Here is a 19,655-nt window from a genome sequence, read left to right as displayed (position 1 = left end):
GAATGCACACGTGAAAGAACTTGATGTCATCACGATCGGTCGGTCTTCGGTCGATCTTTATGGAGCCCAGGTGGGTGGCCGGTTGGAGGACATGTCGTCCTTCAACAAGTATATCGGCGGCTCGCCCACCAACATGGCGACAGGCACAGCCCGTTTGGGTCTCAAGTCCGGCCTGATCACCAGGGTTGGCGACGAACATATGGGCCGCTTTGTCCAGGAGGAACTGGAACGCCACGGGGTCAACACCCAAGGTGTCGTCACCGACCCGGACCGGTTGACCGCGCTTGTCCTCCTGGGCATTCGGGATCAGGAACAGTTCCCATTGATTTTCTATCGTGAGAACTGCGCGGACATGGCGCTCTGTGAAGATGACATCAACCCGGACTTTATTGCCTCTGCCAAAGCTATCGTCGCGACCGGCACGCATTTGAGCCACCCAAAGACGGAAGCAGCAGTGCTGAAGGCGCTGAAATTGGCGCGTGAATCAGGTGGCAAGACGGCCCTCGACATAGACTACAGACCAAATCTCTGGGGTCTCTCCGGTCACGGCGACGGGGAGAACCGCTTCATCGCCTCAGATGAAGTCACAGCAAAACTGCAATCGACCCTGGAGCTGTTCGACCTGATTGTCGGGACGGAAGAAGAATTTCACATTGCCGGCGGCACCACAGATACGTTGCAGGCTTTGAGGAACGTCAGGGCGGTTTCCAAGGCAACGCTCGTCTGCAAGCGTGGTCCCATGGGTGCTGTGGCATTCGAACAGAACATTCCCTCAAGCCTCGATGACGGCATTTCCGGACCAGGCTTCCCGATCGAGGTATTCAACGTCCTTGGAGCTGGTGACGGTTTCATGTCCGGTCTCCTCAAAGGCTGGATCACAGGCTGTGACTGGGTCACTTCCCTGACTTATGCCAATGCGTGCGGCGCTTTCGCAGTCTCCAGACACGGCTGTACGCCAGCTTATCCCAGCTGGGAAGAACTCCAGTTTTTCATCAAACGCGGCGTCAAGGACAAGGCCTTGCGCAAAGACAAGGAACTGGACCAGATCCACTGGGCCACCAACCGGCACACGTCTCATGGCGGCGACTGGTCCACCATGCGCGTTTTTGCATTTGATCACAGGATACAGCTGGAACAGATGGCCGATGAAGCCGGTGTTACGCACGAACATCTGGGCTTTTTCAAGAACCTGTGTCTCGATGCGGCGCTCAAGGTTGCCGATGGAAAACCCGGCTACGGCATTTTGTGCGACAGCCGGCTGGGACGCGATGCCCTCTATAAAGCTGCCGGCACAGGACTGTGGATCGGACACCCTGTTGAATGGCCAGCGTCACGCCCCTTGAGCCTGGAACCGGAAATCGGCCCCGATTTCGGTGGCCTGGCCGAATGGCCGGTAGAACATGTCGTCAAGGTGCTGTGCTTCTATCACCCTGACGACGCCGAAGACTTGAAGGCCCTGCAGGAGGACGTCTTGAAACGTCTCTTTGCCGCCTGCAGGCGAAATGGTCTGGAACTTCTTTTGGAAGTCATTCCATCAAAGGTTGGCACTGTTGATGATGACACGACCGCCAAAGTCATTCGCCGCATCTACGAGATAGGCATTTATCCCGACTGGTGGAAGCTGGAGCCCCTCACAACAAAAGAGGCCTGGTCCCGCGCTTGCGCGGCGATTACCGACAACGATCCGAATACCCGCGGCATCGTAATCCTCGGTTTGGATGCGCCGGAAGACCAACTGGCTGCAAGCTTTTCGGAAGCGGCACAATTTGAACTCGTCAAAGGCTTTGCCGTCGGCCGAACCATATTTGCTGACGCGGCACGCAAGTGGCTTGCCGGTGAGCTTGGCAATGAAGACGCCATCGCTGAAATGAGCAACAGGTTCGAGCGCCTTTGCCGGATCTGGGACAAAGCGCGCGCGCATTCGCAGTCTTTTGAATATCAAGGAATACCTGCATGAACACCATCCGCCTCACCGCGGCGCAGGCCATGGTCCGATATCTCTCGGCACAGATGACCGAAGACGGCGAACGTTTCATCGACGGCATCTGGGCCATTTTTGGTCATGGCAATGTCGCAGGCCTCGGCGAAGCGTTGGAGCATGCCGGCAACACGATGCCGACCTGGCGTGGCCAGAACGAGCAAACTATGGCGCACACAGCCATTGCATACGCCAAGGCAAAGCAGCGTCGGCGCGCTATGGCAGTCACGTCCTCGATCGGACCGGGCGCAACCAATATGGTCACCGCGGCAGCACTTGCTCATGTCAATCGCCTCCCGGTTCTGTTGATCCCTGGCGACATCTTTGCAGGGCGAGCGCCGGATCCCGTGCTGCAGCAGGTTGAGGATTTCGACGACGGCACGGTTTCCGCCAATGACTGTTTTAGACCCGTATCCCGCTATTTCGACAGGATCTCTCGCCCGGAGCAGCTGCTTACCGCCTTGCCGCGTGCGTTCCGCGTCATGACCGACCCGGCCAATTGCGGCCCGATCACGCTCTCCTTCTGTCAGGACACTCAGGCCGAAGCCTTCGACTATCCTGATAGTTTCTTTGAACCCAAGGTCTGGCGCATTCGGCGCCCCGAACCGGACAACCGGGATGTCGCCGACGTTGCGGCCCTGATCGAGACCGCGAAACGCCCCGTGCTTGTTTGTGGTGGCGGTGTCGTCTATTCGCAGGCCGAAGAAACGCTTGCCGATTTTGCAATCCGACATGCCATACCGATTATCGAAACCCAGGCAGGCAAATCTGCGCTGGCACAGTCTCATCCGATGAATTTTGGTGCTGCCGGGGTCGATGGCGCCGCGTCCGCCAACGAACTGGCGGAAAAGGCCGATCTTGTCATCGGCGTTGGCACACGATTTCAGGACTTCACGACTGGTTCATGGGCGCTTTTCAAAGGCCCAAGTCGCAAACTGGTGTCGATCAACGTTCAAGGCTATGACGCGGACAAACACGGCGCGATCGGTCTTGTCGGTGACGCCAAGGTCTGCCTTGAGCGACTGTCCGCAACACTCAAGGATCACCGGTCTGGCGCTTTTGATCCGCAGTCCCGTCTCAATTGGCTTGCAAAGATTGATGCACACTGCAGCGCCCGAACCGATGTATCAGAAGACTACCTGCCACTTGATGCAGAGGTGATCGGCGCGGTTCAACGCACGGCGAACGAGAAGACCATTGCCATGTGCGCCGCCGGAACCATGCCGGGTGCGCTCAAGCTTTTGTGGCAAGCACCCCAGGGCGGCTATCACATGGAATATGGCTATTCCTGTATGGGCTACGAGATCGCCGGTGCCATGGGTGTCAAGCTTGCGCAACCTGATCGAGACGTTGTCTGCTTCGTCGGCGACGGTTCTTACATGATGGCCAACTCCGAACTTGCGACGGCTGTTATGCGTCAGGTCCCTTTCACGGTTGTCCTGACCGACAACCGTGGTTTTGGCTGCATCAACCGGCTGCAACTGGGGACCGGTGGGGCCGAGTTCAACAATCTTTATCGAAGCGCCAATATTGAAGTGCAGCCTGAGATCGATTTTGTTGCTCATGCATCGTCCATGGGCGCACATGCGGTAAAGGCGAAGGACATTGCAGACTTGGAAACGCAAATCCTGGCATCCCGCGAGCGGCAGGTTCCAACTGTGATCGTGATCGACACCGATCCGATGCACGGCCCAGGTGAAGCAGGAGGTGGTCATTGGTGGGACGTTGCCGTTCCAGAGGTTTCCGACCGGCCCCAGGTCAAAGAAGCACGCGAAACCTATTTGGCTGCGCTCAAAGATCAACGAGCCGACTAATCCTCATCAGGGACAAGAAAACATGATCCTTTACGGCGCAAACCCGATTGCTTGGGCAAACGATGACGACCAGACGCTCGGTGCGCACATACCTACGGAGCAGATCCTGCAGGAAGCTTCAACAATCGGCTTTGACGGCATCGAAAACGGACACCGTTGGCCGGACGACCCGGAGGAGCTCAGACAGTTGCTCGCCAGTCATGGCCTGAAGTTCATATCCGGCTGGTACTCACTAAATCTCCTAGCCCAGTCGGTTGAGGACGAGAAGAAGGCGATCCAGCCGCATCTGGACAAACTGAAGCACAATGGCTGCAAGGTTTGCATAGCCTGCGAAACCTCAAACACCATTCAAGGGTCTGATGTAGATATTTCCACCAGCCCGGTACTGAGCGCAGATGAGATGAAGTCTTTTGGCGCTAAGGTGGAGGAACTTGCAGCCTTTTGCGCGCAGCAAGGCATTGATCTTGTCTATCACCACCACATGGGAACCGTTGTCGAAACCCCTTCGCAAATCGATGCGTTCATGGCCGCAACCGGCCCGGCGACGAAACTGCTTTTTGATGCCGGTCACTGCTATTTCGGCAGCAAAGGCGAGGACCCGGCACCGGTCCTGAAGACTTACATCGACAGGGTCGGCCACTTCCACGCCAAGAACGTCCGGCCTGCCGTGATGCAGGACATCAGAGCGAACGGCAGCTCCTTCATGGATGGTGTCCGGGCAGGTGTGTTCACCGTGCCGGGTGACCATGAAGGTGGCATTGATTTTCATCCCCTTTTGACGATCCTGAAAGAAGCCGGTTATCAGGGCTGGATTGTAATTGAGGCTGAGCAGGACCCTGAGGTCCACAATCCGTTCAAATACCAGAGCCTGGGACTTAATACGCTCAAGGCCATTGCGAATGAGTTGGAACTAACATGAGCGACCTCCTTCGAAAACCGTCCGGTGCAAGCGGCAAGGTTCATGACATCACCGTTGAAAGCGCAAAAGGACCGAAGTCGCCGGACTGGGGATATGTCGGGTTCTCCCTCTATCGCCTGAAAGCGGGTGAGACGGCCAGCGAAGCGACTGGGGACCGAGAGGTGATCCTGGTCATGGTCGAAGGCAAGGCCAGCGTCTCTGCAGGTGGAGAAGACTTCGGTGAGCAGGGTGAGCGCATGAACGTTTTCGAGCAACTGCCACCACACAGCGTCTACGTGCCAAACGAAACCACCTGGTCGGCAACGGCCACGACCGACTGCACCGTTGGCGTGTGTACCGCACCGGGGAAAGGCGGCCACAAGGCTCGGGTTCTGCCGATACCGGAAAAGGTCACACGTGGTAAAGGCGCCAACACGCGCTACATTTTCCCGATTGCCATGGAAGAAACGGATGTTGCCGACAGTCTCCTGGTGACGGAAGTCTTCACCCCTCAAGGCAACTGGTCGTCCTATCCACCTCACCGGCACGACGAGGACAATTTTCCGGACATGACCTATCTTGAAGAGACGTATTATCACCGTCTCAACCCGGATCAGGGCTATGGGCACCAAAGAGTTTTCACTGAAGACGGAACGCTGGACGAGACCATTTCCATGAACAGTCATGATGTCGTGTTGGTTCCGAAAGGTCACCACCCTTGCGGCGCACCTTATGGCTATGAAATGTACTATTTGAATGTCATGGCGGGCCCGATGCGCAAATGGCGCTTTCAAAACCATCCAGACCATGACTGGATCGCCGAGCGGGATGCTGGCTAAGACCTCCTTAGCGAGACGTCCTGGCAACACTTCCGGCGCGTTCCAGGAAAACCAAAAAGGGTGCCCGGAGGCACCCTTGATTTTTCACTCCGATCGTCGTGCAGCCGTCACGCCGCACTTCGATCCTCGACCCTGTCACCGGAAACCCTGGCAAGGAAACGTTCGACCTCTTCTGCCAGATTTGAGCTGGCCTCAGAGACGAGATCAGACGCCGAGTTCACGGAAACCGCTTCCTCGGAAGTCTGGAGCACAACATTCGATACGGATGACATGCTGGTAACGGCATCACCCGTACTGTCGCTGGCTGACTTGGCCGAACGGGCAATTTCCAGATTGGCTGCACGCTGTTCTTCGATGGCACCGGCCACAGAGCTGGTCAGACTTCTGATCTCATCAACCTTCTCAGCAATATGTCCGATGGCACCTGCTGCATCTTTGACCGAGCCCTGAATACCGGTAATGCGACCGGAGATTTCGTCCGTCGCCTTAGAAGTCTGCTCCGCCAGGTCCTTGACCTCCGAAGCAACAACAGCAAACCCGCGTCCAGCTTCACCGGCGCGCGCCGCCTCGATGGTTGCGTTAAGAGCAAGCAGATTGGTCTGTTCGGCAATATCCCGGATCAGATTGACAACACTGCCGATGTGTTCAGCGGCATCGGACAGGGTCTGCACATCCTTGTTGGTCGCTTCAGCAGCTTCCACAGTTTCCTGTACGATCCGAGACGTGGTTTCGGTCTGATTGGCGATTTCCTGAACCGTCGCCGTCATTTCCTCGGTCGCGGCCGCAACGGTGGCAACACTTTCAGAAGCACTTTTTGAGGCATTGCCGGCAACATCGGATTCCGACCTGGCATTTGTGGCAAGTTCATCAAGTGTCGCTGCTGCTCCACGCATCAATCCCATTTGATCGGATACTGTGGCCAACCGCTCCGACATGGTTCCCTGGAACTCAGAGATGAGCGTTTCAAGATACTCCTGACGTTCTTGTTCGCGATCTCGTTCTCCGCGAGCATTGGCTTCAAGTTCCTGCCTCTGGATGGCATTGTCCTTAAAGACAGTAACTGCGCGGCTCATATCTCCGATCTCATCTGTGCGATCCGCACTTTCGATCTCGACACTCAGGTCACCAGCTGCGAGGGCACTCATCGCGTTCACCAACCGGTTGATTGGAGACGTAATCGTACGAGCGGCAAACAGACCCGCGACGGCAGCAATAGCAAGCAGAGCCAGACCAGCCATAAGCATACGATTGCGCAAAGCGACGATCGGCAAAGATGCTTCTTCGTAGGACTGCAAGGCCAGGAGAAGAAATTCGTTGTTCTGATAGTCGAACGTGATGGCCTCGACATCCATCAATTCACCGCGGTGCAGTTCGGCGTAACCGAAGGCTTCACCATTGGCCCTTGCCTCGTCAATCACCGCGCCTTCGATCTTGGTGGTCAAGATATCGTTGACATCTGGGGTGTAAGTGGTGTCGTTCCGCATCAACCCGTCTTCGCCGATCAACACAAGTTCACCCGTGGTGCCCAGACCAAGATTGTGACGCATCAGCTCATTGATCTTGTCAACGGGCATCTGAAACGCCAATACGCCTACAGTGTTGTTGTCGCTGTCAACAACAGGGTGTGCCATGAAACTCGCGGGTGCATCATAACTTGGGCCATAGGGTGCGAAATCTTCAAACGCCACATCGCTGTGCGCAGTAATCGTCATAGCCTTCCGGAACACTTCGCCGAGGTCAGATCCGGCCCACTTGCCACCATCTGCCTTGAAATTGGTCGCGTAGTCCAATTCCTTGAATACGGAATAGACAAGGTTGCCGTCGGTATCGAACAGGAAGACGTCATAATAGCCTTCATCCTGCTGAAGCTTGTGGAACCAAGGATGGTATTTGCCGTGGACGTCATCATAAGCTGTGCCGGTATCTGCGGCGTAAAGCTTATCTTTCTCTCCAGTCGGGTGCGGATTGTTCGAGATATAGGCATCCTGAAGCGCGGTCTCCAGATTTACCCCTTCCTCGGACATTTCCTGCCACGCAGCCGAAAACTCGTGGACTGCGGTGACCGTTCCCGGGTTCTCGGCTATCAAAACAAGTTGATGCTCAATCGTTTCCAGGTAGGCGCGGATTTCCGCTGAACCGGTTTCAGCTGCCGCCAAAAGCCTTTGCTTGGTCAATTCATCGATACTGGCCACAGATGTGAAATAGCTGGCCAAGCCGATGCCGACGCCAACAATTGCGGCAGCCCCAACGACCATCGCGGGTATTTTTCTTGCGAGACGGAAAGCCATTTTCGTCCCTTCCTTAGTGGTATTTTTGGTTTCATCAGCCCGAAATTCCCGGCAAAGGTAAGGTTAATAATAAAATATAGACTTAACGTTTTCGCCTTTAGGTAATAATTAGATATTGCAAGAATTTACAATATACAAAAGTCGCAAACTAGGTGAGACGCTTTTAAAATCTGACAGTTAGGGTAAAGAGTGGCCAAGCGCCGCTCCTAAGCCGGCTCAAGAATTTTCACCAGCGCACCTCTATGCTGAATCACCGTCGCGGCCAGTTTTGCCCCGGCCTCGACGCTTGAAGCAACATCTTGCGAAATCAGGTAGTCAGCAAGAAAGGCTGCGTTGAAGCTGTCTCCGGCAGCCGTCGTATCCACAATGCTGCCGACGGGTTGCGGCGTATAACTTTGATGCTCACCGCGGCGCGCACAGACAACGTCTTCAGGGCCGTTTTTGACCACCACCATATCAGCTCCGGCTGCAAGATATCTTTCAGCGCTGTCTTTAGGGGTTGCATCACCAAAGTGTTCCAGCTCGTCCTCGAAAGACGGCATCACAAAATCACAATGACCCGCGGCCTCGGTCACGACCGACCGCATGGTTTCAAGGTTTTCCCATAGCCGCGGCCGAAGGTTCGGATCAAAAGCCACTTTGGAACCGCTGACACGGGCCGACTTCAAGGCATCCATAAACGCGGAACGATCCTTTGCGGAAAGAATAGCGAGCGTGATGCCGCTGAAGTAGATCAAACCGGCATTTCCAAAGGCTCGTGCCAGATGCTCAGGATCGCTGGCCAAGCATCGGGCCGCTGATTGCGAACGCCAATAGGCAAAACTCCGCTCGCCGTCTTTCAGCTGGATCATGTAGAGACCAACCGTTCGATCATCCAACTTTCGGATTTGGTCGGTATTGATGTTGGAACTCTTCAAAAACTCCAACATCTGATCTGAAATCTGATCGCGGCCAACGCCCGTCAGGTAGCTGACGGTCCAACTATCAGGCAATGCGCGTCGGGCATACCAGGCCGTGTTCAATGTGTCTCCAGCGAACCCCATCGAATAGGTTCCCTCTGCTGTCGGCGCCATTTCAACCATGCATTCGCCAACGGCAAGAAACGATTTTGACACGAGCATTTCCTCACAAACTGAATCCAGGTTTTCCCGGATTTCTGTCATTTTAATCGATTTAAAATCTTTACCACAAACGCCCCCATACTCCAATTCTACTTTTGGAAGGGGGATTCGCTTGCCTTTTCTTTTCGGAAACTTTTCGCGCGATTGCAACTCCCCGCTTCAATTTGTGGGGAGAAACGCAACTCTCAGCAGGTTGGACAATGCAAATTGGATGAACGCAAAAATACCAAAATCTGACATCTCACAGTCCTGAAGATGTCAAGGTTTTCACACTGTTTGCAAGACAGCAGAAACCTTGCCTGTTGCCGCGATTTTTCGTCGGACAGACAATCAGATACGGGGCGTGCCAGCCACATACACCCGCGTTTGTGTCCCCTTAAGACCTGAGAGAATTGCAGGCGGAACGGGACGATCGGTGAATATGGCATCGACGTCGCTCAAGACTCCACCGCGCACATGAGCGCTGCGTCCAAACTTGCTGTGATCAAGCACCAGATAGGATTTGCGGCAGTTGGCGAGGATTGACTGACGCGCGGCCACCTCGTCTTCGTGAAAATCGAGAAGCGTGCCATCTTCGTCAACGCCGGCGACACCAAAAATCCCGACATCAACCTTGTAGTTGGAAAAGAAAGCCTGTGCAGCAGATCCGAGCACATCTCGGTCGCCATGCCGTAGACGCCCACCTGCAATCGTCACTTGAAAAGACGGGTTGATCGACGCCGAAAAGGCAACATTCAGATTGTTCGTGAAAATCGACAGTTTTTCGTTTGCTGTCAGGGCCTGCATGACAATTTCGGGCGTCGTGCCGATTGAAAATGCGAGAGAAGTATTGTTTTCGATCTTGCTGGCAACGAGATTTGCGATCCGCTGCTTTTCCGGAAGATTCAGGATCTGCCGAGTCGAATAGTGAATGTTGGAAGCTGGTGCCGGAGGCTCAACGCCGCCATGCGTTCGTCTGAGTATGCCCAGCTCACACAGGCGGTTCACATCCCGTCTGATTGTCTGTGTGGTAACTTCAAAACGATCGGCGAGTTCTTCGACAGATGCAAAACCTGCCTTTTGAACGAGATCTGAAATTTCAGCCTGACGTTTTGAAATATCTACTTGCCCAAGCATATGCTTTATAACCCGACGCCGTATCGCTCTTTCCGGCACGTGCCGGAAAACCCTTCTGAAAGAGCTTGTTGCTGGTTCGAAAAACGAAAGCTTCGAAGCCAGATAAATCATGTTCATATGAACCTTATTAGACGCTCATATGAACATGATATGACAGTTTTAGCGCGTCATCACGCCAGATGACAAACCAAGACTGCACACGACGAAGTCTCAAGGTTCGGATCCGTCCAAAAGGAGCGACTGAATGGGATGAAGCTGTGGCTCCCCGGAGCCAGGGAAACACTATGAAAATTCAAAGATCCCACTTTGGCGGGGCTGAAACGCAACGGCCCTCCCCGATTGGGAAGGGACGGTGCAAGTTGGCAAAAGGCGGATACAGTCGACCAGTCGATTACCTGTAAAGGAAGGACTTTCCGTCGGCATCGAACAGGTGCAGCTTTTCTTCGGCTGCCGTTAGCCGAACCTTGGTGCCACGCTTGATCTCGTGAATACCCGGGAGCTTTGCAATAAGACCCGGATTCCCGTTCTGCGCCTTGAAGTAAAGCACTGTCGTTTCACCAAGCGCTTCAACGATTTCGACTTCAGCTGTGACCAGATAGTCGTCACTTTCCGTGAGCACCAGATCTTCCGGCCGCACACCGAGTTTGACGGTCTTACCGACATCCGCATCCGTCGATGCAATAGGCACATCGGCATGGCCGCCATCCGACATCACCACCGAGGTCTGGCCACCGGCGACTTTTACCGTCGCCTCGACAAGGTTCATGGCCGGTGAGCCGATGAACTGCGCCACGAAAGTGTTTGCAGGGCGTTCATAGAGATCCAGCGGTGCTCCGAACTGCTCAACGTCACCGCCGTGAAGGACCACGATCCGGCTGGCCAGCGTCATGGCCTCCACCTGGTCATGGGTCACGTAGATCATCGTGCTGTCGGGCATGCTCTCCTTGAGCTGAGCAATTTCAATCCGCGTTGCAACGCGCAGCGCCGCATCGAGGTTTGAAAGCGGTTCATCGAAGAGAAACACCTTCGGGTCACGCACGATCGACCGGCCGATAGCAACCCTTTGCCGCTGCCCGCCCGATAGGGCCTTGGGCAATCTGTCCAGATATTGCGTAAGCTGCAATCTGTCTGCGGCGGCGCGCACGGCGGTGTCTATTTCGTCTTTTGACTTGCCGGCCAGCTTAAGAGCAAAGGCCATGTTGTCGTAGACCGTCATATGCGGATAAAGCGCATAGGACTGGAACACCATTGCAATTCCACGCTGAGCCGGCGGCACATCGTTGACGACCATGTCGTCAATTTCCAACGTTCCGCCGGTGATGCGTTCCAGGCCTGCAATCATGCGCAGCAAAGTGGATTTCCCGCAGCCTGACGGCCCGACAAATACGATCAACTCGCCCTGTTCGATCTCCAGGTTGATATTCCGGAGAACTTCCACGGTGCCATAAGACTTGCTGACGTCTTTCAGGGACAACGAAGTCATGCCGGCTCCTCCCGATTATTGAAAATGTTCATGTTACTTGACCGATCCGGCGAGCAATCCCCGCACGAGATAGCGCTGCATCGCGAAGAACACGATGAGCGGCACGGCGATGGATACGAATGCCGCGGTTGCCAGAATTTCCCAGTTTCCACCACGAGTACCGAGAAGTTCCACGATCTGGTTGGTCATCACGGTTGTCGAACCGGTCGAGTCGATCAGGAACACTTTGGCGACGAGAAGATCGTTCCAGGTCCACAGGAACTGGAAGATCGCGAAAGAAGCCAGGGCCGGAAAGCTGAGCGGAAGTATGATCTTGGTGAAGATCTGAAAGTCCGTTGCGCCGTCGACCTTGGCGTTTTCGATGATATCTCGCGGCAATCCGACCATGTAGTTTCGAAGCAGATAAACCGCGAGCGGCATTCCAAACGCCGTATGGGCGAGCCAGACGCCGAGGTAACCCTTCCCTATACCGATTTCCAGGTGCAGCCGAAGCAACGGAATAAGGGCCAGCTGCAACGGGACGACGAGAAAGCCGACAACAGCTGCAATCAGCAAGGCCCGTCCGGGAAACTCCATCCAGGCCAGTGCATAGGCAGCAAAGGCGGCCACAACAATCGGGATGATCGTTGCTGGAATGGTTACAGTCAGGGTGTTGAAGAACGCCTTGGCCATGTTGTCCTGCCCGGAGCCGGACAGCAAAATGGTTTCATAGTTCTCGGTTGTGAATTCCGGCGGCACTGTTGCGGTGATGAAAATGCGCTGACCGCGGCCGGACAGTTGCTTGTCATTGCCCCGCCAGGCGTAACTGCCGTCGGCTTCAAGCGTGACAGTCTCGCCATCCTTCATCTCAGCGGTTTCACCGGGCTGATAGGCCGACACATTGCGTGACGACACGCCCCAGGACCTGATTTCACGCGGCTCACCGTCAAAGATGTTTCCGGTCACGACAAAATTGTTGCCGTCGGCCACACGCGTGTCGTCAGGGTCTGACGCACGGTAGACTTCGTTCTGTTCGGCAGGGAAGAGCGCTGCCCACCAGCCTGAACTCGAGATCTGGTCGGCCGTCCGGAAGGACGACACGAACAGCCCGACTGTCGGAAACAGCCAGAGCAACACGAGAAAGGCGACGGAAATCTGCACGGCCCATGTCAGGCCGGATTTTTTTCCAGCAATACTGGCCATCACTTCATCTCCTTGCGGGCGTTGTAGACGTTCCAAACCAGGATCGGCGTGACCAGCACCATGATGATGATCGCGCTTGCCGATCCAACGCCCCAGTCGTTGGCCCGGAAGAGCTTGTCATACATGTAGTTGGCGAGCACCTGCGTCTCCCACTGCCCATTGGTCATGGCAAACACGATGTCGAAGACCTTGAGCACTGTCAGTGTGATCGTCGTCCACACAACAACGATCGTTCCCATGATCTGGGGCACCTTGATCTTGAAGAAGATCTGGAACGGGTTGGCACCATCGATGATGGCAGCTTCCACCGTTTCCTCTGGAATGCCACGCAGCGCGGCGGACAGGATCACCATGGCAAAGCCCGTCTGGATCCAGATCAGAACCACCATCAGAAGAAAGCTGTTCCAGAGTGGAATTGTCAGCCAGGTCTGAGGTTCGCCGTAAGGAAGTTGGGTTGTCCAGACACCCAATAGCGAGCTCAGCGACGTCCAGATCAGCCAGAGCCCGGCAACGGCAACAAAAAGGCGCAGTGGCAACAGCCAGACCGATTTGTCTTCTCCCTTTGCAACGATCCCGCGCGCAAAGATCCAGGCGACATAAGCGACGATACCTGCAAAAGCCAACAGCACGAGGCTCGGCAGAACTTGAAGAAACAGAACGGATCCGATCCCACCGTCAAACCTCAGCCAGACAGCATTCAGGACGCCGATCTGGTTCTGATCGGCTGGGCGCGTATCGTAAATCAGTTTGAAGATCACCGAAGCACCGACAAAGGAGATCGCCATCGGCATGAAGATCAAGGACTTCGCCAGGTTGCCCCATTTGATCCGGTCGGTCAGCTGCGCAACCAGCAATCCGAATGCCGTTGACGCCGCGGGAACGACAATCAGCCAGAGCAAGTTGTTCTGGACAGCTTCCCAGAATTTCGGCTCCGCCATCATTTGATGATAGTTCGCAAGGCCTACAAAGGCACCGCCCTGATCCCTGTCCGTCAGCGACAGTCGCAGCGTCTCAAAGACCGGGTAGGCCAGATAGAGCGTCAACGCGAAGATCGCCGGGAACAGAAACAGCCATGGTCGAACCATGTTTGCCCTGTTGATGTTGGATCCTGCTTTTGGTCCTGAAGCAGGAAAGATCAACTTGTCGAGGATCAGATTTGAAAAATAGAAATATCCCAGGCACCCACCAACGCCAATGACGATGGTTAGCAGGCCCAATACTGCTGGATTTTCCGTCAGCACGGCCGTTCCCTCCCATTTGATTATGGGGATACGCCCGGCTTGCCGGGGGCATCCAGTCGCAAGGAAACTTCGGATCGCGGCTATTGCCGCTGATCGGATAAAAAAGGCCGGCCCCACGAGTGGGCCGGCCATTGGAGGAGCTTACTTGAGAGCGTCCCAGCTTTTCTGGATTTCGCTCGCCACTTCCTTGGCGTCTTTGCCGCCGGTGTAGTCGACCATGCCGGTCCAGAACGTACCCGCACCAACACCACCAGGCATCAGGTCAGATCCGTCGAAGCGGAAGGTTGTGGCGTTGATGAGGATTTCACCCTGACCGCGAAGCGTGTCATTGAGATAAGCTTCCAGGTTGACGCCCTTGTGCGGGGTCAGGAAGCCAGTCTGGGCCATCATCACTTCATGTGCCAGCGGAAGCTGGAAGAACTTCATCAGTTCGTTCGTGGCATCGGACGGGTTGGTGATCGCCATCAAAGTGCCGCCACCCAGAACCGGATTTCCGAGGTCTTTCTCGGCGTAGGCCGGGAAATAGAAGAAATCGACATCGGACCCGAATTCAACACCATCGGGGAAGAAGGCAGGCACGAAAGACGCCTGGCGGTGCAGGTAGCACTGCGGAGGCGAGGAGAATAGACCCTTCGGGCTATCCCGGAAATCGGTCGACGCAACTGCGTTCGCACCACCGGCAACTTTGGCATCGTCGCGTGCGAACCAGCCGAACTCTTCGATAGCGGCGACGACGCGCTCGTCATCAAACGGGATTTCGTTCTTGGTCCACTGGTCATAGACATCAGCGGACTGTGTCCGCAGCATCATGTCTTCCACCCAGTCGGTTGCAGGCCAACCCGTGGCTGCGCCAGATCCCAACCCGATGCACCAGGGTGTTTCACCATCTGCAACGATCTGCTCTGTCAGCGCTTTTAGGTCTTCCATGGATTCAGGCACTTCATAACCTGCATCCTCAAAGTTTTCCGGAACGTACCAGACAAGGCTCTTTACGTTGACGTTGTAGAAGAAACCATAGAGTTGATCAGCACCATCCTTGTCCTGATAGGTGCCAAGGTTCACCCAGCTGTCACCAGCGCCGTAATTGTCTGCAACCCAGCCACCCATGCCTTCCGGCAGCGGCGTCAACAATCCACGGGCCGCCATGTCAGAGGCAAGACCAGGCTGTGGGAAAACGGCGATATTGGGCGCAGCGCCCGCTTCGGCATCGATCACGATCTGCTGCTCGAAGGAATCTGAACCGGTGTAGATGACTTCAGCGCCGGTTGCTTCGGCGAAATAGGCAAGCACGCTGCGGAAATAGCCATCTTCCGGCTGCAACCACGGACCGGCGATTGTCACGGTCTGGCCCTTGAGATCAGGAGCGCTTTCCGCCCATTTGTTATAGCTGTCCCAGTTGAAAGGACCTTCGCCCACCGGGAACTTCAAGTCAGCCGCAGACGCCGCTCCGGCGCCGAAAGCAAGGCTGAGCGCGATACCTGCAGTGCAGGCCATCAAACGAAATTTCATCTCAATCCTCCCAGATTGCCCCTATCCTGGGGCCCTCCATCAAAAGTGGCACAACTCGCCACCTGGCAGCAATACCCGCACATCGATGAATGTCGGTAATCCTACCAGAACCGTGCATCCAAACCGCTTTGGATTTCGTCTTCAACATGTCTCTACAAACCGGACTTGTCAAGCGCGCAACTCACCAATTAATGTTGGATTTCAATAACTGCCTGAAGGGAGGGCGCTTTCAAAGCGTTTTGGGCGAGCATGAGCAAGGGCGTAAATCTTAAAATTCTGTCACAACGGCTGAACCTGTCTCAAACGACAGTCAGCCGCGCCTTGAACGGCTACCCTGAGGTGAGTGCAGAAACCCGAAAGCGCGTGGCCGAAATGGCTGACAAGCTAGGCTATGCGCCCAACAGTCAGGCCCGACGATTGGCCACCGGACGATCCATGGCCATAGGCCATGTCATTCCGCGCTCGATCCATGAGATGATGAACCCGATCTTCCTGGAATTCATCGCCGGTGCCGGCGAAACCTATTCCAAGCACGGCTATGACATGATCATTTCGGTCGTGGAAGACGATCAGGAAGAAGAAGCCTATCGGCAGATTGCCTCACGCAAAAAAGCAGATGGCGTCATTGTGCATGGGCCCGCTCACGATGAGAACCGGCACGCCCTCTTAAAAGACCTGAACCTGCCCTTCGTTGTTCATGGCCGCATCGCTGGCGCTGAAACCGAAACCTGCTGGATTGACATGAACAACCGCAGGGCATTCCAACGGGCAACAGACTTGCTGCTGGACCTTGGCCACACGCGCATCGCGCTTCTAAATGGCCTGGAACACATGGATTTCGCCCGCAGGCGCCGACGTGGTTTTGAAGACGCCGTCAAGGAACGGGGCCTGGCCCCGGACCCGGCGCTCATGCGCAGCAATGACATGACCGAGCCCTATGGATGCGACAATGCCATGGAGATGCTGAAGTCAGACAATCCTCCCACCGCATTCCTGGTTTCGTCCATGATTTCAGCCATTGGCGTTGCACGCGCCATAGGCCAATGCGGCCTTGTCACCGGAAAGGATGTCTCGATCATCACCCACGACGATGCGCTTTCGTTCCTTCCCAATAGCGGAGAAGTACCAATTTTCACCTGCACGAGATCATCCGTACGCTATGCCGGGGAAAAGGCAGCAGAGCTGCTGCTGGCCATGATCGCAAACCCCAACAGTGAACCGACTTCGCTGCATCTGGACGCCGAGTTGATCATCGGGCAGTCCACGGGGCCGGCCCCAGCAAAAGTCTGATTTTCGGGGATGCCTATACTTGTGTGAGACCGCAGTCTTGTAAAAGCTTCCTCATTGTTTTCAATCCGTTGAGGCGGTGGCTGCGGGCAATCTCCCATGCAGCACCGCCCTCCCCTGACTTTATGGCGGCGGTGAGCTTCCGGTGATCGGCCGCACATGAGGCCGGTGCCTGATTTAGCCGAAGCAAAACCGTGTTTGCTCGAAGCACCTGATCGAGAAACCCGTTGATTTCGGCCTCAAGACGATTGTTGCCGCTCGCTTGGGCAATGAGCCTGTGGAACTTGTCATCAAGCTGCGCCCAGGCATCAATATCTTTGGCAGCAAGCGCCTGATCGGCCTCATCGCTGACCACCTCAATTTCCGTCAATACTTCTTGGCTTGCATCGTTTTCACCTGCACGCTGTGCGGCCAGCGCCTCCAGAACGGACAGGATTTCGAAGACTTCGCAAATGTCGTTGCCGGTCACGGGTATGACCCTCGCGCCACGCCTTGGGATGAGTTCCACCAACCCGTCTGCCTCAAGCCGGATAAGCGCTTCGCGAACAGGTGTTCGACTCATACCAAGCCGACTTGCCACTTCTGGCTCGGGCGCTTGAAAACCCGGTGGCAACATGCCCGTCAATATGTCTGACTTCAGCCGATCGTAGGCGCTATCAACACGTGTTGCTTTGGCTCTTGATGACATCGAGAACAACACCCAAACCTTTGTCCAAATTGAATTATCCTATTCAGGCTCGATGCCTGAAAGGGCAAACGACAACAAGCGACGGGATCGTCCCGCTGGCGCAGCAATACCGTTTTGGATGCAAATCAATTCATCATCGATAATATTATCGATAAAAGTTTATCGACCGCGTTTTCTCTGCCACTCCAGCTGCCATTCAGATCATCATGCAGCCGTCAGGCTTCCAGCCCCATGAGTTGGCCAAACCCGGTTCTTCCAAGGCAACCCGGACCTGCAAGACTGCGGACCCGATTTTTGTTGAGATATCAAACGCAACGCAAAGTTACCGTTTCCGATTGGAACACGGTTTCAGCCTCGTCATCTGTTTGAAACAGGAAAAAACTTCCTGCGGAGGTTTGAGAAAAGACACGTATTCGACGTGAATTTTATTCTTTTTGCGCGCGGCTGAGTTCAGTTTTTTGCAGCTTTTGACAATAGCATTTGCAGGTTACTATTTAACCTTGCGGTTAAAAACTCGCACCCTGATATAAGGGCCAATATTAGTTCATATAAAGCAATGACTTAATTGTGAAATCCGGCCGATTGCACATGTGACATTTCACATATCGGCTTACCTTTGATTAACCATAAAAAACTACGGTTGGCGCAGATATCCGAACTGGTGCCACCATGACAACCCTTTCAAGCCCTACCGACCAGCCGCCGGGGATCACCTCCCTGCTGGCCCGTGCTATGGCCGGGGTCTCTGTCTTCGTTGTGGCCATCGCCAATCTGCCAGCACAGGGGCAGTCTCTTGAAGAGGCAATGGCATCGGCCTATGCGGTCAATCCGGGTCTGAAAGCTGAAAGGTCACGTTACCAGGCCACGAACCAGGGTGTCTGGACAGCCAGGTCTGAATTTCTGCCGACAGTAACCGGATCTTATCTCGGCGAGCAAAATGCCTATAAAACGCGAAGCGGCTCGAGCGACCGTGCGTTCTTCCACGAACTTGGCGTCTCCATGTCGCAGACCCTGTTTCAGGGCTTTGCCGGTGTCAATCGACTCAATCAGGCGCATGAAGAATCCGAATCCGGCCGCAACCAGCTGATTAGCGCCGAGCAAACACTGCTGCTGAACACGGCTGACGCTTATTTGCGTGTCGTGCGGGACAAGGCCATTCTCGCACGTCTGAAAGCCTATACCGGTGTTGTGCAACGCGAGGTGAAGGCTGCACGGGCCCGGTACAAGTCCGGCGATGCCACGAAGACCGACATCGAGCAAGCGCTTGCCAGGCTTGCTGAGGCACAAGGGAATTCAGACCAAGCGGTCGGTGATCTGGAAGCGTCGGAAGCGCTCTATGAACGACTGACGGGACAAAAGCCCGGCAAACTGGGTTGGCCCGGCATTCCCGAAAAACTGGAACCCGATGGGTTAGATGATGCGATTACGATCGCGTTTCAAAACAATCCCTCTATACGCGCCGCGACTGCAGATGCACGTGCTGCCCGTTACGCAGCACGGGCCGCGGTTGGAGACATGCTTCCGCGGGTATCCCTGGAAGGTGAATGGGAAAACGGATATCGCGGCAACCTTGGCAATCAGGACGAAGAGGATTTCCGCTTCGGTGTTCGTGTCTCAGCTCCGCTCTTTACAGGCGGCCGCAACATTTCTTCGGTCAAGCGTGCCAAGTTCACGGCGGCCCAAGAGGAATATGAGCTTGACGATACCCAGCAGATTATTCGTGAGAACGTCATTCGCGCGATGAAACAGAGAACCGCATCCCGATTGCGGGCAAAAGCCGGCAAACGCGCCATTGAAGCCAATCGGCGTGCCGTGAAGGGTCTCCAGATAGAGTTCGACAGTGGCCAGAGGTCTCTGCTCGACGTATTGGACGGCGAACGGGAATTGCTTTTGAGCCAGGTCGATCATGTCCGTGCACGCTATGATGCGCGCATCGCCGATTTCTTCTTGTTGGCAAACATTGGGCGACTGGCCCCGCAACACTTTTCAATCATTGAAGAACGCCCACCGGCAGTCGGCAGATTAATCCCTGAATTCAACACCTGGGATCTGCGGCTTGGTCCGACCGAAAACGATACTGTTCAGATGGAACTGGCCGACGCGAATTCGCCTGATCCTGGCGGAGAAGGTTCGGGCAGGATCAACTGGTTGTCCTGGCCCTATCGGTCTGGGAACTGACCGGCCCCTTTCAGTTCGGCCACAAAAAGACGA

14 protein-coding genes are annotated in these 19,655 nt (G+C 55.1%); 6 read left to right on the top strand and 8 right to left on the bottom strand.

Annotated features, from left to right (window positions below; translation table 11 throughout):
* The first annotated feature begins 10 nt into the window (after positions 1-10).
* From iolC to iolB, 4 genes are read left to right on the top strand one after another with little or no spacing between them, the layout of a single operon-like run.
* Positions 11-1,957 (top strand): 5-dehydro-2-deoxygluconokinase, encoded by a 1,947-nt coding sequence (gene iolC, locus FIV00_RS06745; protein WP_152500024.1) that lies wholly within the window; start codon positions 11-13, stop codon positions 1,955-1,957.
* Positions 1,954-3,792 carry a 3D-(3,5/4)-trihydroxycyclohexane-1,2-dione acylhydrolase (decyclizing) gene (gene iolD, locus FIV00_RS06740; protein WP_152500023.1) on the top strand — a complete coding sequence of 613 codons (1,839 nt, stop codon included), beginning with the start codon at positions 1,954-1,956 and terminating at the stop codon, positions 3,790-3,792. The genes iolC and iolD overlap by 4 nt, the downstream gene beginning before the upstream one ends.
* Positions 3,793-3,814: 22 nt before the next feature.
* A complete protein-coding gene (iolE, locus tag FIV00_RS06735; RefSeq protein WP_152500022.1) occupies positions 3,815-4,711 on the top strand; it encodes a myo-inosose-2 dehydratase in 897 nt (298 codons plus the stop codon).
* Positions 4,708-5,529 (top strand): 5-deoxy-glucuronate isomerase, encoded by an 822-nt coding sequence (gene iolB, locus FIV00_RS06730; protein ID WP_152500021.1) that lies wholly within the window; start codon positions 4,708-4,710, stop codon positions 5,527-5,529. The genes iolE and iolB overlap by 4 nt, the downstream gene beginning before the upstream one ends.
* Before the next feature lie 107 nt (positions 5,530-5,636).
* On the opposite strand, the gene FIV00_RS06725 is transcribed toward iolB, so the two are convergent.
* The 7 genes from FIV00_RS06725 to FIV00_RS06695 form a co-directional block, all read right to left on the bottom strand.
* A complete protein-coding gene (locus FIV00_RS06725; protein ID WP_152500020.1) occupies positions 5,637-7,817 on the bottom strand; it encodes a methyl-accepting chemotaxis protein in 2,181 nt (726 codons plus the stop codon).
* A gap of 206 nt (positions 7,818-8,023) precedes the next feature.
* The gene (locus FIV00_RS06720; RefSeq protein ID WP_335343018.1) at positions 8,024-8,938 is read right to left on the bottom strand and encodes a sugar kinase; all 915 of its coding nucleotides are present in this window, start codon (positions 8,936-8,938) and stop codon (positions 8,024-8,026) included.
* A gap of 330 nt (positions 8,939-9,268) precedes the next feature.
* Positions 9,269-10,054 (bottom strand): DeoR/GlpR family DNA-binding transcription regulator, encoded by a 786-nt coding sequence (locus FIV00_RS06715; RefSeq protein WP_152500018.1) that lies wholly within the window; start codon positions 10,052-10,054, stop codon positions 9,269-9,271.
* A 391-nt stretch (positions 10,055-10,445) separates the two neighbouring features.
* Positions 10,446-11,537 (bottom strand): ABC transporter ATP-binding protein, encoded by a 1,092-nt coding sequence (locus FIV00_RS06710; protein WP_152500017.1) that lies wholly within the window; start codon positions 11,535-11,537, stop codon positions 10,446-10,448.
* A gap of 33 nt (positions 11,538-11,570) precedes the next feature.
* Positions 11,571-12,719, bottom strand: coding sequence for a carbohydrate ABC transporter permease (locus tag FIV00_RS06705; RefSeq protein ID WP_152500016.1), 1,149 nt, complete (start codon positions 12,717-12,719; stop codon positions 11,571-11,573).
* Positions 12,719-13,960, bottom strand: coding sequence for a carbohydrate ABC transporter permease (locus FIV00_RS06700; RefSeq protein WP_247649348.1), 1,242 nt, complete (start codon positions 13,958-13,960; stop codon positions 12,719-12,721). Before FIV00_RS06700 ends, FIV00_RS06705 begins: the two co-directional genes overlap by 1 nt.
* Before the next feature lie 141 nt (positions 13,961-14,101).
* On the bottom strand, positions 14,102-15,469 hold the full coding sequence (locus tag FIV00_RS06695; protein ID WP_152500014.1) for an ABC transporter substrate-binding protein: 1,368 nt from the start codon (positions 15,467-15,469) through the stop codon (positions 14,102-14,104).
* Between the two features lie 249 nt (positions 15,470-15,718).
* Here FIV00_RS06695 and FIV00_RS06690 point away from each other — a divergent pair, with 249 nt between their 5' ends.
* A complete protein-coding gene (locus FIV00_RS06690) occupies positions 15,719-16,759 on the top strand; it encodes a LacI family DNA-binding transcriptional regulator (protein ID WP_152500013.1) in 1,041 nt (346 codons plus the stop codon).
* A gap of 13 nt (positions 16,760-16,772) precedes the next feature.
* Here the strand turns inward: FIV00_RS06690 and FIV00_RS06685 are convergent, their stop codons facing one another.
* Positions 16,773-17,444 (bottom strand): GntR family transcriptional regulator, encoded by a 672-nt coding sequence (locus tag FIV00_RS06685; RefSeq protein ID WP_152500012.1) that lies wholly within the window; start codon positions 17,442-17,444, stop codon positions 16,773-16,775.
* Between the two features lie 669 nt (positions 17,445-18,113).
* Between FIV00_RS06685 and FIV00_RS06680 the strand changes: the two genes are divergently transcribed.
* Positions 18,114-19,622 (top strand): TolC family outer membrane protein, encoded by a 1,509-nt coding sequence (locus tag FIV00_RS06680; protein WP_152500011.1) that lies wholly within the window; start codon positions 18,114-18,116, stop codon positions 19,620-19,622.
* Positions 19,623-19,655 lie beyond the last annotated feature (33 nt).

This window comes from Labrenzia sp. THAF82 (genome assembly GCF_009363435.1).
GTDB lineage: Bacteria > Pseudomonadota > Alphaproteobacteria > Rhizobiales > Stappiaceae > Roseibium > Roseibium porphyridii.
The sequence above is the reverse complement of the archived record's forward strand: the minus strand, read 5'-3'. Positions and strand labels throughout refer to the sequence as shown.